Source organism: Sorangium sp. So ce834, assembly GCF_051521425.1.
In the GTDB taxonomy this organism is placed as follows: domain Bacteria; phylum Myxococcota_A; class Polyangia; order Polyangiales; family Polyangiaceae; genus Sorangium; species Sorangium cellulosum_D.
Window position 1 is genome coordinate 12,830,362 of the sequence record NZ_CP150351.1, and the last position, 14,954, is coordinate 12,845,315.

General features: G+C 73.5%; 11 protein-coding genes. 5 read left to right on the forward strand and 6 right to left on the reverse strand.

Annotation, left to right across the window (positions count from 1 at the left end):
• Window positions 1-138 precede the first annotated feature (138 nt).
• Window positions 139-2,190, reverse strand: a complete 2,052-nt coding sequence (tssI, locus tag WMF20_RS46960) for a type VI secretion system tip protein TssI/VgrG (protein WP_437608226.1) — start codon at window positions 2,188-2,190, stop codon at window positions 139-141.
• A 52-nt stretch (window positions 2,191-2,242) separates the two neighbouring features.
• Between tssI and WMF20_RS46965 the strand changes: the two genes are divergently transcribed.
• From WMF20_RS46965 to WMF20_RS46985, 5 genes are all read left to right on the forward strand, one after another.
• Entirely contained in the window at window positions 2,243-3,442 is a 1,200-nt protein-coding gene (locus WMF20_RS46965; RefSeq protein ID WP_437608227.1) for a hypothetical protein, read from the forward strand.
• Window positions 3,442-5,673, forward strand: a complete 2,232-nt coding sequence (locus WMF20_RS46970; protein WP_437608228.1) for a DUF2169 family type VI secretion system accessory protein — start codon at window positions 3,442-3,444, stop codon at window positions 5,671-5,673. The genes WMF20_RS46965 and WMF20_RS46970 overlap by 1 nt, the downstream gene beginning before the upstream one ends.
• On the forward strand, window positions 5,670-7,409 hold the full coding sequence (locus WMF20_RS46975; protein ID WP_437608229.1) for a pentapeptide repeat-containing protein: 1,740 nt from the start codon (window positions 5,670-5,672) through the stop codon (window positions 7,407-7,409). Before WMF20_RS46970 ends, WMF20_RS46975 begins: the two co-directional genes overlap by 4 nt.
• Before the next feature lie 22 nt (window positions 7,410-7,431).
• Window positions 7,432-8,394 carry a S41 family peptidase gene (locus WMF20_RS46980; protein WP_437608230.1) on the forward strand — a complete coding sequence of 321 codons (963 nt, stop codon included), beginning with the start codon at window positions 7,432-7,434 and terminating at the stop codon, window positions 8,392-8,394.
• Between the two features lie 124 nt (window positions 8,395-8,518).
• Entirely contained in the window at window positions 8,519-9,481 is a 963-nt protein-coding gene (locus WMF20_RS46985) for a hypothetical protein (RefSeq protein ID WP_437608231.1), read from the forward strand.
• 60 nt (window positions 9,482-9,541) lie between these two features.
• Here WMF20_RS46985 and WMF20_RS46990 read toward each other — a convergent pair whose 3' ends face one another.
• The 5 genes from WMF20_RS46990 to WMF20_RS47010 form a co-directional block, all read right to left on the reverse strand.
• On the reverse strand, window positions 9,542-10,093 hold the full coding sequence (locus WMF20_RS46990) for a DUF3540 domain-containing protein (RefSeq protein ID WP_437608232.1): 552 nt from the start codon (window positions 10,091-10,093) through the stop codon (window positions 9,542-9,544).
• 131 nt (window positions 10,094-10,224) lie between these two features.
• Window positions 10,225-11,967 carry a DUF2169 family type VI secretion system accessory protein gene (locus WMF20_RS46995; RefSeq protein ID WP_437608233.1) on the reverse strand — a complete coding sequence of 581 codons (1,743 nt, stop codon included), beginning with the start codon at window positions 11,965-11,967 and terminating at the stop codon, window positions 10,225-10,227.
• A 59-nt stretch (window positions 11,968-12,026) separates the two neighbouring features.
• Window positions 12,027-12,809: an FHA domain-containing protein gene (locus WMF20_RS47000; RefSeq protein ID WP_165374547.1), complete on the reverse strand. Its 783-nt coding sequence runs from the start codon at window positions 12,807-12,809 to the stop codon at window positions 12,027-12,029.
• Window positions 12,810-13,352: 543 nt separating this feature from the next.
• A complete protein-coding gene (gene lepB / locus WMF20_RS47005) occupies window positions 13,353-13,991 on the reverse strand; it encodes a signal peptidase I (RefSeq protein WP_437608234.1) in 639 nt (212 codons plus the stop codon).
• 73 nt (window positions 13,992-14,064) lie between these two features.
• The gene (locus tag WMF20_RS47010; protein ID WP_129580347.1) at window positions 14,065-14,874 is read right to left on the reverse strand and encodes a trypsin-like serine peptidase; all 810 of its coding nucleotides are present in this window, start codon (window positions 14,872-14,874) and stop codon (window positions 14,065-14,067) included.
• Window positions 14,875-14,954 lie beyond the last annotated feature (80 nt).

Genomic DNA, 14,954 nt, shown 5'->3' on the forward strand with positions numbered 1-14,954 from the left:
CCCCGCTTCGGAGACGGGCCCACCTCGACGTTTTCGGTGCTCAGCGCCCTTTCGTGCGCCTGCGCGCCGAAAACGCCGATCTGGGCCCGTCTCCTGTGCGGGGAGCGCCGCTCAGCCGCGCAGGGGGCGGAGGCGCCGTCAGCTCCGCGGCGGGCAGTCCCTCATCTCGATGAGGATGCCGGTCGACGTCTCGATCCGGTGCATCAGGTTCACCTCCCGGGTCACCGGTGACGGCGTGATCGGGTTGGGCGCGGCGCCCACGATCATCGGCCGATCGGGGTCTCCGTCCACGAAGACCAGGAGCACCTCGATCCCGGGCTTGAGCGGGAAATGGATGCCGTAATTCGGCCCGGCGTGCGGCTGGATCATCCGCACGAGCCGCGAGGGAAACGCGCGCGAGGCGGGATCCCCCGCGTCGAAATGGAAGCGCACCCTGTAGCGCCCCTGCTCGTCGATCGGCGACGTCTTGCCGATCTCTCCGTCCGGGAGCGGCTCGACGAGCGCCGACACCACCCCGTGGATCTTCGGCCGCGGCGTCGCCCGCGGGGGGCGGTAGGCCTGCTCGGCGCGCGCCAGCCGCGCGCGATTGACGTACTCCTGCTCGCGCCCGCCCTCGCCCTCGATGGCCACCGGCTGCACCGCGCGGTGCTCCACCTCGACGATCAGAAACCGCTGCCCATCGAGCCGCGGGTGGCCCTCGATCGCGAGGACGGCCCCCGGGAGCAGCCGGAGCTCGTCGCTCCGGCACTCGAAGTAGCGGCTCGCCGAGGCCCGCTCCTCCGCGCGGATCCGCGCCAGCTGCTGCCCCTCGTCCGGCGTCTTGTGGTGGGCGCCGTACTCGACGACGCCGCCCCCGAGGCCCGCCGCCGACTCGTGGGTCGCCGTGAGATCGACCCTCGGCGTCCGGTAGTTGTATTCCTGCATGACGTACGTCGCGGGAAAGGCGATGGCCTGCTCCTTGAGCTCGAACACGTCGCGCCGCTCGCCCCGCGGCCGGAACACCACCGCGTCGCCCCCCGGCAGCGGCGAAAAGCCCACCTGCTCGTCGGTGAACACCATCACGTCGCGCCCGGACTCGTGCTCGAAGAAGAAGGAGATGCCGAGGTGCTCGGCGAGCCGCGAGATGAAGGCCAGATCGGTCTCCTTGTACTGGACGATCATCTCCCGCGCGGGGTGATCGCGGTAGAGGCGCATCGTCACGTCGTCGGGCCCGAGCCCCACCATCGCGAGCTTCTGCTGGATGAGCTCCGGCACGCTGACGTCGAGGAAGACCTGCTGGAGCTCCACCAGCGTCGCGCGGAACGCCCGCGGCGCGAGCCGGAGCCGGTAGGAGCGGTGGGCGGTCTCCGTCTCGTGCCGGTCCTCCACCGCGGCGATCAGGCCGTGCACGGTCCGCTCGTCCGCGCCCTCGACCTCGAACACGAGCGATGCGGTCGCCCCGAGCACCTGCTCGATCGAGAGCTCGGCGCCGTCGCTGCACACGACGTCGATGTCGAACGAGAAGAGCTGGCCGATGGCCTCGGTGCCGCGCACCTCGCGCACCCGGACGTGGGCGCAATCGAAATCCGGGGAGTCGAGGCGCAGGACGGGGAGCTGCCGTGTCCGGTCCCGGAGCGCGGCCTTCGCCTGCTCCAGCGGCTCGAGCGGCGGCCGGAGGCGCCCCGCGCGGAGCGCCGGCTCCACCGCATCCACCTCCGGGAACGGCAGGCGATCCGGCGCCGGCCAGTCGCCGGAGGAGGGCCGGAGCTCCCGCGGCCCCGAGGCGCTCGCCTCGAGCGATGGCGAGGCCTCGCCCGGCCCCGCGGCGCTCGTCCTCGGGGATGGCGCAATTTCCCGCGGCCCCGCGGCGCGGGCCCTCGACGGCGATGGCGAGACCTCGCCCGGCCCCGCGACGCTCGCGCGGGCCGGAGCCGCGTCGACGCCTCCGTTGCTCGCAGGTGGCGCGGCGGCGGATTCTTCCGCCGCCGGCGCGGGCGCCTCTCTCGCGTTTGCACGGCACGATGCGGGTGCGCTCGGCTCCGTGCACGGCGGCCCTGTGTCGGGCGCCTCGCGGATGCGGGCGGCGGTCGACGCCGCGCCCACCTGCGGCGCGCTGGGCGCGCGGTGCGCTGTCGCGGCCAGCGGCTCGCCGCACCGCCGGCCGGCGCTCGGCTCGCTGCACGTCAGGGTTTCGGTCGGCTCCCCGTTCATCCTTGCGCCTCCTCCGCGGCTCGCCTGTTACCGTACCCGATGCGGAGGGCGCATGGGTACGCGCGAGGGTGAAGGTGTCAGCGGGAAATACCTCCTCATCGAGGTCCCGAATTTCAACAACGCCGGGGCCGATGCCGAAGCGATGGGCTCCTATCTGCGCCTCGGCGCGGTGAAGGACCCGAGCCTCGCCGCCAACCCGGGCGCGCCGAAGGCGAGCGGCGAGGACCTCGCCGCCCGGGTCACCTCGTTCATCGACGACACCCGCAAGCGCGACGGCTGCCCCGACTTCATCCCCGAGGCCGAGCGCCAGGCCGAGACCGCGAAGCTGCACACCAAGGGCGGCTGGCGCGACCACTCCGACGGCAATCGCATCACCACCACGCGCGGCGACAAAGTCGAGGTCATCAAGGGCAATTACCGCATGCTCGTCCTCGGCCGGCAGGAAGACACCGCCGGCTGGGACGTCTCCGGCGGCCATATCCAGGACGCCACCGACCTCTGGACCGCCGCGACCACCATCGAATGGGTCCAGAACTACAACGGCACGTGGAAGGTCACCGAGAAGACCGAGAAGGGCGACGTCGACACGACCTACCACGGCGATACGTTCGATCGGTTCTACGGGAACAAACAGACCAGCATCACCGGCTCCGAGGCCCCCACGGCCGAGCGCCCGAACCCCGTCTGCCTGAGCTCGACCTGGGCGCAGCGGCTCGAGTCGTATACCGGCTCCGCCGCCTGCCCGGTGCCGCAGATCCTCGACGAGACGTGGGCCGTCACGATCGCCAGCAAGACGACCGCGACCTCGATCTCCGACGAGACCACCGCGCAGACCATCGCCAGCAAGACGACCGCCACGGAGGTCAGCGACGAGACCACGGCGAGCACCGTCTCGAGCACCACCACGGCGAGCACGATCAGCGATACCACCATCGGAGATGTCCAGTCGGTGACCATCGGCAGCACCAGCGACGTCACCGTCGGCAATGCGACGTCGATCACCGTCGGCGCCACCGAGGAGATCACGATAGGCGGCCTCGTCGAGCTGACCATCGCGGCCCTGCTCGAGGTCTCGCTCACCGCGGGGGTGTCGATCAACATGGGCCCCAAGGCCGAGCTCAACCTGACGAACCGGCAGGAGCTCTCGCAGTTCCGCACCAACGTGAAGAACATCTGCGCCAGCGTCTCGTCGGCCGAGTCGGTGAGCACCGGGGCGTACAACCTGATGTCCGGCGTCATCAACCTGTTCTGATGCAGACCCGGAACCTCACGCCGTTCCTCTTCGGCACCAAGGTCTGCTCGCGCAGGCCGCCGCAGCCCGAGGCGGTCCTCATCGTCCGCGGCCGCTTCTCGCTCCGCCTGGGCGAGCCGCTCGCGCCGGTGGAAGGCCCGCTCGCCCAGGGCGCGCTCACGGCCGAGACCTTCGACGGCGAAGGCGGCGAGCGCGAGGGCGAATGCACCTATCCCGGCGATTTCGCCGACTGGAAGCCGGCCGCCGATCTGCTCCTCCGCGGCGTATGCCGCCCGCCCGAGGGCGATCTGCAGCGCGAGCACCCCGTGGGCTTCGCGGTCGGCGCGTGGTCGAAATCGCAGATGGTCCCGGCGTCGCGCGACGGCCGGCCGATCCCCGCGCCCTTCGGTCCGCTCCACCCCGACGCGCCCGAGCGCCGCAGGAAGCTCGGCAAGGAGTACGGCCCCTCGTACCGCAAGACCCGCGCCCCGTGGACCGCCGAGGACTTCGACTGGACCTATTTCCAGGCCGCCCCGCCGGATCAACGCCTCCCCGGCTACCTGCGCGGCGACGAGGAGGTCACGCTCCTCCGCCTCCACCCCGCCGCAGACGCCGCCTCGTTCCGCCTGCCGGGCCTGCGCATCCGCGTGGTCGTCGAGGACGCGCGCGGCCGCGTGCAGGACGCCGCCATGAGCCTCGACACGCTGCTCGTCGAGCCGGACGCCGGCCTCGTGACCCTCACCTGGCGCGGCCACGCCGAGGTGGCCGAGGACGACCTCGCCGACCTCCGCGCCGCCGTCGTCGGCGCCGAGCCGCTCTCGGCCGCGCCGCTGCCGCTCGAGCGCTACCGGGAGGAGCTCGCGCAGCTCGCGCGCGATCCGCGCGGCCTCGAGGATCTCCCGCCGGACGTCCGCGAGGCCTACGATCTCGTCCGCGACGGCGCGCCGCGGCCGGCGCCGGCGGGCGAGGCGGATCCGGTGGGCCGCCTCCTCGCGGAGCGGCTCGGCGGCCTGCACGCGCCCGAGCAGGAGCGCGTGCGACAGCTGGTCGCGAAGCTCCGGACGCTGCGCACCCCCGAGGGCGTCGACCTCGAGCGCAGCGTCGCCCAGGCGCTCGCGCGGCTGCCCGCCCAGCGGCAGGCCGCGTACCTCCCGGCCACGCCCGCGGGGACGCCGCGGGTCCCGATGGGCGGCGCGCTCGCCGCGCTCGTCGAGCGCGTCGAGAAGCTCAAGCGGGACGCGGCCGCGCGCGGGACGCAGCTCGAGGGCGTCGAGCGCCTCGACGCCCTGCTCGGCGACCCCCGCCTGCGCGAGATCGTCCCCGGCTACCGGCCCCCCGGCGAGGCCGCGGCGCCGCCCCCCGAGCCCGGCCCCGGCGTCGATCTCTCGGGGCAGGACCTCTCCGGGCAGGACCTCTCCGGCCGCGATCTCTCCGGGGCGAAGCTGTCCGGCGCGCTCCTCTCGGGGACCGACCTCTCGGGGGCCAAGCTCTCGGGCGCCGATCTCTCGCGGGCCGTGCTGTTCGAGGCGAACCTCTCGGGCGCCGATCTCTCCGGCGCCGACCTGTCGCAGGCCAACCTCACCGGCGCGCGCGCCGCCGGCGCCGATCTCCGCGGCGCCACGCTCGACCAGGCGATCCTCACCCGCGCCGCGCTCGCCCGCGCCCGCCTGGCCAGGGCGCGCGGGCGCGGGACGCTGCTCGACGAGGCCGACCTCTGCGACGTCGAGGGGGACGGGCTCCACCTCGAGGGCGCCGTCCTCCAGGCGGCGAAGCTCGACCGCGCCTCGTTGCGGGGCGCGGCGCTCGTCGGGTGCATGTGCGCCGGCGCGTCCGCGAAGGGGGCGGATCTCACGGGCGCGTCCCTGCCGCGCACGAGCTTCGCCGACGCCGATCTGGAGCGCGCGACGCTCGTGGAGGCGCGGGGCGAGGGCGCCGCGCTGCTCCGGGCGAAGCTCGACGGCGCCGATCTCCGGTACGCCTCGCTCCCCTGGGCGCACCTCTCCGGGGTCTCGGCCCGGGGCGCGCGCCTCGCCTGCGCGGTGCTGCGCGAGGGCCGGTTCTACCGGGCGTCGCTCGAGCGCGCCGATCTCGCGCAGGCCGACCTCTTCGGCGCCGACCTCTGCAAGGCCCGCCTCGACGGCGCCTCGTTCGCCGGCGCCAGCCTGTACGGCGCCCGGCTCGACGGCGCGAGCGCCGCGGGCTGCGACTTCGCGGGGGCGAACCTGCGGCGCTCCAGCCTGGAGCGCGCGTGACCACGGTCGCGGAGCTCTTCGAGCGCATCCGCGCCGGCGCGCCGCTCCAGGGCGCCCGGCTCGACGGGCTCGACCTAGCGGGCCGGGATCTCGCGGGCCTCGACCTCTCCCGCGTCAAGCTCCTCCGCGCCGACCTGCGCGGCGCGCGGCTCGCGGGCAGCGTCCTCTCGGGCGCGCACCTCGTCGAGTGCGACCTGCGGGAGGCGGACCTCGAGGGCTGCGCGCTGGACGGCGCGCTCGTGCTCGGCTCGAACCTCGAGGGCGCGCGGCTCGCCGGCGCGCGGCTCGCCGGGGCGAAGCTGTCTTACCAGCGCCTCGCCCGCGCCGATCTCTCCGGCGCGACGATCACCGAGGTCGAGGCGGTCGGCTCGGACTGGTCCGGCGCGCGGCTCGCCGGCGCGACCCTCTCGGGCTCGCGCTTCGACCTCGCGAACCTCGAGGGCGCGGATCTCACGGAGGCTCGCGTCGCCCGCGCCTCCTTCACCCGCGCGAACCTCCGCGGCGCGCGCCTCGCCCGCGCCCGCGTCGAGGCCTGCGCCTTCGTCGGGGCCGATCTCGGCGGCGCGGACCTCGATGGCGCGGAGCTCGATCGCGCGGTCTTCGTCCGGGCGGATCTCCGCGGCGCGCGCTTCCCGAGGCGCATGCGCGGCGTGGTCCTCGACGAGGCGAGGCTCGGCCGGCCCGAGCTCGCGGGCAAGGACCTCGCCGGGACCGACCTCGCGGGCGCGGATCTCTCCGGGCTCGATCTCGCGGGCGCGGATCTCTCGCTCTGCTCGCTGCGCGGCGCCGACCTGCGCGGCGCGACCCTCCGCGGCGCCCGCCTCGAGCGCTCGATCCTCTCGGACTGCGATCTCACCGGCGCGGACCTCCGGGGCGCGAGCCTCCTCGGCTGCGACCTCTCGCGCTCGATCCTCCGCGGCGTGGACCTCTCGGGCCGCGATCTGGAGTCGGTGATCCTCATCGACGCCGACCTCGAGGGGGCCGATCTCACGGCCGCGCGCCTCGTCCGGTGCATCCTCGACGGGGCGCGGCTCTCGCGCGCGAACCTCACGCGCGCGGTGGTCCAGCAGGCGCTCCTCCGCGGGGCCGCGCTGGAGGGCGCCGTGCTCGACAAGACGATCTTCGATCGCGTCGATTTCACCGGCGTGGATCTGCGCGCCGTCTCCTTCTCCGGCCTCACGGTGCACCGCTGCGCCTTCATGGAGGCGAACCTCGAGCGGATGAGCCTGCGCGGCTGTGACTTCATGGGCAGCGATTTCTCGAGGGCGAACCTGCGCGGCGCCGATTTCGAGGGATCCATCCTGACGCAGGCCAGGCTCCGCGAGGCCGCGCTGGACGGCGCGAGCCTGCCCGGGGTCGCGGCGAAGGCGGCCTATTTCGGCGGCGCCTCGCTGCGCGGGGCGAAGCTCTCGCGGGCGATGCTCCGGTACGCCACGTTCACGCGGGCGGACCTCGAGCGCGCGAACCTCGCCGCCGCCGATCTGCGGGACGCCATGCTCGACCACGCGGCGGCGCGGGGCGCGCTCTTCCTCTCGGCGCGCCTCGAGCGCGCCAACCTGTCGCACGCGCGGGTCGAGGACGCCGACTTCAGCGAGGCGGATCTCGGCGGCGCCAACCTGCACGCCCTGCACGACGCGGGCGCGCGCTTCTCCGGCGCGAGCCTCCTCGGCGCGCGCCGGACGGACGTCGATCGGCTGGAGGCGGAGGCGTACACGCCCCCGCGGCCGCCGCGATAGCAGCGGGGGAAGGAGCGGACGAATGCTGCCTGCGAGCAACAACGGCGCCGGGATGAGCATCGGGTTTCCGGACGTGTGCCTGACGCCGGTGGGGCCGGTGGTGGTGCCGATTCCGTATCCCAACTTCGCGCTCAACGCGATGGCGGTGAATTTCTCGGTGAAGGTGAAGGTATCGATGATGAACGCGCTGAACCTCGGCACGACCATCCCGATGACCTTCGGGATGGAGCCCGGGGTGGCGCACCCGCTCTACATGGATGTCGGGGCCTACGTGAGCGGCAATTCCAAGGTGATCATCGAGGGGCTGCCGGCGATCAACCTCACCTGTCCGACGACCGGGAACGCTGGGAACAACGCGGTGGGCGCGGTGCTGGTGCCGAGCGCGGTGAACGTGTTCTACACGTGCGCGGCGGCGCCGGAGGAGGTGCTCCCGGGCCCGGAGAACGTCGCGCACGCGCTGCTGGGCGACGAGATCGGGGTGATCCGGATCCGGGCGTTCTCGCTGGACGTGCCGGCGCTGGTGTACCGGGCGATGCGGGCGCTCGAGGCGGAGGGGATGCGCGAGCTCGTGATCGACCTGCGCGACAACCCTGGGGGCGAGCTGCGGGCGTTCGTGGAGCTGGCGGGGGATTTCCTGCCGGCGGGGAGCGTCGTGGCGACGGTGACGGACGGCGACGGGGACGAGACGGTCTATCGGTCAGGGCAGGAGACGCCGTATGGGGTGCCGGTGACGATCCTGGTGAACCGCGGGACGGCGTCGGCGGCGGAGCTGTTCGCGGGGTGCCTGAAGGCGCACGGGCGGGCGGTGATCGCGGGGGAGCGGACCCACGGCAAGGGGGTGGGACTGGCGCTGTGCGCCGGTGAGGGGGGCGCGCGGATGGCGGCGGCGGTGCGGGTGACGCTGCCAGGTGGGGCGGAGGTGCAGGGGGTGGGCGTGGGACCGGAGCGCGATGTGGGCACCGCGGGGGGGAGCGGTGAAGCGTAGAAAGAAAAACAGCCCCGGCAGTACATCGATACCGCTCCATGGAGCGACGGCCGGTAGAGGGACCGCTCCCACCATTGTCAATTCGGTCGCCGCTCACCTCCCTTCGGCGCAGACGGCGGCAACCGTGGCTACCCCCGCGACCGTCCTGGCGGCCGCCGGGGCAATGGTCGGCGGCCCCATCGGCGCGGGCGTAGGCATGGTGGTAGGCGGCGTCGCAGGAGCATTGGCGCGATGGTACTGGGGTGGGGGAGCCTCCCAGGCTCCGCAGCCGCAGCCGCAGCCGCAGCCGCAGCCGCAGCCGCAGCCGCAGCCGCAGCCGCAGCCGCAGCCGCAGCCACAACCGCAGCCGCAGCCGCAGCCGCAGCCGCCGCCGCAACCGCCGCCGCAACCGCCGCCGCAACCGCAGCCACAGCCGCAACCGCAGCCACAGCCGCCGCCGCAACCGCCGCTGCCGCCGCAACCGCCGCCGCCACCACCGCCCGCTCGCACGGCGGAAGAAATCGAGCATGACGCTCTGGTCGCGATGGGCCATCAACTGATCAATGCGCTCACGGCTGCATCGAGCTCTCCTGACCACGCTCTGAGCCGCTGGGCGAAGGAGAGGCTCGGAAAGCTCAGACCAGCCGTAGACTCGGACTACTTCTTCTGGGGGCGTTTCCAGGCGAGGACAAGGGCGGACCTCCAGAGGCTGCAGATCGAGCTTGGCCAACAGGAGCATGACGCTCAAGCACGCCTGAACGCGGTACGAGACAGGCTCGCGCGCTTCGACCGGCACAACCGCGACACCTGGACAATCAACCCGGTACGATTCGCGGAAGGCCTCAGCGAAGCCGATATCCCCAAGAGCCCGGGCAATGAGCTGGTCCTGAAGAACCTGGAGGACGGTTGCCTCCGAGATGAGCACATCAAGGGCATCAGCGCAGGGATGAGGTATCACCGCCACATTACCGGCGGATCGGGGGGCATCCTGTTCGAATACCGCCAGGAGCCGGATGGCACGGTTACGCCGTACGTGATTGACGTGGCCAACAAGCGGCACGGCAACGACTACGATTGGACGAAAGGGCCGAAGGGTCCTCCCTACTAGTGAGATCCCTGGCTGCAGCCCTTGAGGCCCTCGGTGACTCGACGGCTTGATGCCCTCGAGCTACCCCAGGTGGATCTCCTTCCCGTTGATCGTCATCGTCTCCTCGGTCAGCACCGTCGCCCGGTGCGCCTTCGTCGTCGCGGACCCGTCCACCACCGTGTGGCTCTCGCGCGCGTGCAGGCTGAACAGGTCGGTCACGCGCTGCACGAGCGACGCCGCCTTCTGCACCAGCGCCCCCGCGAACACCCGCACCTTGTCGCCGTGGAGGTCCACCTCCGGCCCCCGGAGCTCCACCCCCCGGTCGCCGGACAGCCGCAGCGCCCCGCCCGCCGCCCGGACGTCGACGTCGCCCTGGAGCTCCAGCGTCACCTTGCCCGTCCCGTGCAGGACGCCGATGACATAGAAGCGCGCGCCGCGGCCGATCACCAGGAGCACGTCGCCCACCGCCGGCGCGTACGGGATCGCCAGCGCCATCGTCGCCTCCGCGCGCTCCCCCTCGGGCAGCTCGATCACCACCGCGTGCCCGCGGGCCTCCAGCACGTGCGCAGGCCCCAGGTACTCCTCGACGCGCACGGACGGCGCGCGCTCCCGAACCACGGCTACCTCCGACATGATGGTCCCTCCAACCTCGCTGTGGTGCTGGCCGGAGCTGCCCCGGAGAGGGGTACATGAAGACGGGAAGATCCAGGTCGTCTCTTCCCGTCTTCATGGTGAGATCCGGCCATTATCCCCCTCTTTCCGGCTCAGTCCTTGCGGAAGCGCTTGTACAGGCTGCCAAGGAGGCTGGGCCGCCCTTGCTTCGGCGCGGGCGGCGCCGGGGCCGGCGCACGCGGCGCGGGCGAATGCTCGACCTGCGGGCCGCGCTCCGGCGCGGGCGGCACATCGGCGGCGGGCGCAGGCTCGGCACCCAGCGCAGGCGCCGGCGCGGCACCCAGCGCAGGCGCAGGCGCGGCCCCCAGCGCAGGCGCCGGCGACGGCGCGGCGTCCGGCTCCAGCGCGGCATCCGCCGCAGGCGTGGCCTCAGGCGCCGGCGCGGCGTCTGGCTCGCGCAGCTCGACCGTGCCCTCCAGCGGCGACGCGGGCACCGGGATCGCCGCCGCGCGGCCCGCCGACCACGGCGCGCCCAGGGGCTCGCCGCTCTCCCGCTCGCCGCGCACGCCCGCAGGCGCGATCGGAAACGGCGCGTGCACCGCGTCGTGACCCTCGCCTCGGAGCCGCGCGGGGGGCGGCAGCGCGGCCTGCGCCTCGCGGGACCGCGCCTCGCTCCCCGTCGGCGGCAGCGTGTCGTCGAGCGAGAACGTGCCCGCGAGCGGATTCGTGCCCGCGAGCGGGAACGTGCCCGCGAGCGGATGCGCCCGCCCGGCCGCGGCGCTCTCCGGCGCCTCGACGACGTCCTCGTCGTCGAGGGTCACCGTCGTGCTCCAGTCCGTCAGCTTCACGGTCTCCGGCGCCGCCTCCGCGAGCGGCGCCCTGGCGAGCACCTCGGCGAGGTCCGGCCACGGCACCGGCTCGCCCCCGACCTCGACGCCCACCGCCACGCGCAGCGCCGAGAGCGCCTCCTCCGAGGCCACCTGGAAGCTCCCGCGGAAGACCACCGCGCAGCGCTCGGCGTCGGCGTGCACGATCAGCGTGTCGCCCGAGAGCGACAGCCACCGCTGCGCGCCGTTCGGCAGGTAGATCGTCGCGAGCGCCCGCAGCGCCGGCAGGCGCGTGGCCAGCGCGGGGTGATGCGGGCTCAGGCCCTCCAGCGCGATCTGCTCGCCGCCGAGCACCTGGTCGAAGCGCTGATCCAGCGGTGCGGACTGGAAGTACGACCAGTCGAAATCCTCCGGGATCGACGCGACCCCCTCCAGCTCGCTGCGCGCGAGCCCGCGGAGCAGGCGCGCCCGGGCCGGCGCGATCGCCGGGACCGGCCCGAGGCCGATCGGCGCGCGCCTCCCGCCCGGCGGCAGCACGTTGGGCAGCGAGATCTTGCCGCCCGCGTCCGCGAGCGCGCCGACGCCGAAGGGGTTCTCCGGCTCGTCGGCGCCGCCCCAGGCGCGCTGGTACTCGATCGGCATCTTCACGAACGGCTCCGGCTCGGGATCCGGCAATGCCGCGGAGGCCGCTCGATCGCCGACGACCTCGAGGCGCTTGTCGACCAGCGCCGCCGCCCCGCGCACGATCGCGAGCCGCGCCGGCATCCGCCGGACCGGCACCCCGCCCGGCGCCCACGCGTGCCCCGTGAGCACCACCTCGGCGCGCTCCAGCCAGGGCGCGAGATCGCTCGCGGCGAGCAGCGGCCTCATCGGGTGGCCGCGCACGTAGACCTCGCTCCGGATCACCTCCATCGGCTCGATCCGCCGCGCCTCGCCGCCGGCGACCATCGCGAAGGTGGCCTTCGCGACGAGCGTCACGTGGAGCTGGCCGCGGCTGCGCCACAGCCTCGCGCCCGCGGCGACCGGTCCGGCGCGGAGGACGTCGAGCGGCCAGCGAGCGGCGGTCATGGGCGATCGCTCCTCCGGCGGAGACGGCGCCGGCTCGGCCGCGCGCGGCCGGCCGGCGCTCAGTTTGTGTTGAGCTCGACGCGCAGCAGCTTGCGGCCGATGAAGAGGTAGTCGCCGTGGGCGAGCTCGCGCTCGCTCTTGATGCGCACGTAGGTGCCGTTGCGGCTGTTGAGATCGGTGAGCGTGAACTTGCCGTTGTGCTCCTCGAGCCGGCAGTGCGAGCCCGACATGTACAGGTCGACGGGGAAGTTCAGGTCGCCGCCCTCGCGCCCGATCTGCAGCGAGCTGCCGCGCGCGCACACGGTCATGCCGACCGCGCCGCCCTGGAGCACCTGGGTGAGGCGGAACGGGCTCGGGTGCTTGGGCGAGGAGTAGAAGAAGGTCCCGTCCGGATCCTGGCCGTCGGAGGCGCGCGGCGTCGGATCGAGCCGGAAGAGCTGCTCGCCCGCGAGGAACGTGTCGCCCGGCGTGATGTCGATCGTGCCGCGCACGCGGATGTACACGCCGTTCAGCGAGCCCTCGTCGCGCACGACCAGCTTGCCGTCGCGGTAGAAGAAGTTCGCGTGCTTCGGCGAGACGAACGGATCGTCCGGGAAGACGAGCTGCCCGTTGCGGCCGACGATGTGCTGCTCGGCCTTCAGGTGGAAGGAGAGGCCGTCCATGCCCTCGCCGCGGATGAGGATCAGCTTCGCCTTCGCCGGGTTCTGCATGTCCCCGAAGAACAGCGTCTGCGCGTTGAGGATCTCGGGCGGGACCGCCGTTCCGCACCTCCCGCAGAACTTGTGGCCCGAGGGAACACCGCTCGAGCAGGAACGGCAGACGTAGTTACGGGCTTGCTCCATCAGCTCCTCCTGGGAGAGTTCGGCAAATTCGCTCTTGGACGAGGTGGTCTTGGGGCTCCGCCCCGCGCCGCGCGAGCTCGTCGGGTCGAGCCGGGGCTCCGCCCTCGCGCCCAGGCTGCCGGCGGCGGGCGTCGGAGAGCGCCGGGCCGACGCGGCCGGCGCGTTCCCCCGGCGCGGCGTGAACAGGGCCAAGTCGTTCGCGCACTCAGGACAACGCGCGGTGCCCATCGGGCTCCACAGGTCGCACTGGCCACAGACGATGCCAATCTCGTGCTGCTCGGTGTGCAAACGTCTCCTCGGTGCATTGGAGGACCGCGGACCGCGGTTCTCCGACCCGCGCCAGCGGAAGGCCGCCTGGGCGGACCTCCGACCGATGAAGCGAGCCCGGTGGCGGAGGACCCTGCCCGCTGCTCGCGCTGGATCCCCGACCCGGGTGGAGAGAACCACGGTTCTAGACGTCGAAGAGCGGAGGGGTCAAGCACGAGCTGACGTGGCCGTCGGCGCCGCCGTCGCCGCTGGCGCTACCTCGGGCCGCCGGCGGTGTCAGCGCACGAAGGTGAAGCGGCGCTGGTCGTCGCTCCAGCCCCCGGCGCCCCAGAGCCGGAACACGATCCGCTGGGTGCACGCGGCGCGCGGCTGGAGGCCGAAATCGCGCGAGTCGTCGTGGTAGCTCCGGTTGTCGCTCAGCAGGAACACCGTGTCGGGCTGCACCTCCACGCGGTGGCGGCGCTCGAGCGGCGGCCTGCGCCCCGTCGCCCGCAGGTGGAGCCCGGGGCCCATCCTCACCATGTCGCACGCGACCTGGACCGCGTTGTTCGTGGCGGGGTCGACGATGCTCAGCTTCGGCTCGGTGCACGCGACCTCGGCCTCGTAGCGCTGCCCGTTCACGACCAGGGCGCTGTGGTCGACCTCGACCGTGTCGCCCGGCACGCCCGCGATCCGGCCGACGATGTGGCTGCCGGGGACCTCGGGATCCGGGCACCGCACCAGCTCGCCGAAGCCGGGCGTGCCCCGCGTCAGCACGACGACCACATCGCCCGGGGCGAGGCTCGGCGCGATCGAGGCGCCGAGGCTCGGGTCGTCCGGCACCGCCCACACGTCGAGGACGAGCGCGCGGAGCACGACGCCGATCACCAGCAAGGTCCCGAGGATCCAGAGCAGCCCGTTGAACAGCTTCCGCATCGCGGCCCCGCAGCCTAGCGCAGCGGCGGCCGCGGGCGGCGGGTAACGCAGGCCCGCGGACGCCGCGCCCCCGTCAACGCAGGCAGCTCCGGTACGGCGGCAGCTCGCTCGGGCTCGCGCCCGCCGCGATCTCGCGGGCCGCGGAGAAGAGCTCGGGCCACACGTCGAGGCGGCTGAAGTACGAGGTGCCGGTCGTGTGCTCGTCGCCGTCCATCACGCTCGAGGAGATCACGCCGACGACGTCGCCCCACGCGTCGCTCCGCGCCGGCCCCCCCGAGTCCCCCGGGCAGATCGAGGCGACCGCGACGAAGTGCCCCGGGGCCAGCCGATCGATCGTGCCGCCCAGCCGCGGCACGAGGTGGATCGGATCGCGCGAGAGCGCGCAGCGGCCGAAGCCGTACGGGGTCACCGTCTCCTTGAGCGCGGGCTCGCCCTCGATCCGCGGCGCGAGGGTCGGGATCCCGATCAGGCGGCGCGACAGCACGAGGATCGCGATGTCGCCCTCGCCCGACGTGTACCCGCAGTCCGGCGACACCACCGCGCGGACCGTCACGTCGCCCCAGGGCAGGTGGTCGCCCCCGAGCTCGATCGAGATGGCCTCGGGATCCTGATCGCGGCGCAGCGTCCTGCCGTTCTCGTCGCGCGCCGCGACGCAGTGGTGCGCGGTGAGCACCAGATCCTCGGTGATGAGCGTCCCCGTGCAGGTCACGTCGGTGACGATCCGGACGATCGCGTCCTCGTTCGTCGCCAGCTCGAACGGCGGTCGCAGCCGGACCGGGCGCTGCTCCTGGCCCGGCTTCGCGGCGGGGATCGCCAGCCCTGCGTTGGTGATCGGCGGCGCGCAGCCCGCGGCGGCGGTGAGGCCGAGCGCTGCAGCGACCACGACGGCGCGTCGGTACAACCCTGTCAAGGCAGTCGCCAGGGCGCCCAGCGTGCGAGCTTGCGGCTGTTCCACCTGAGGGA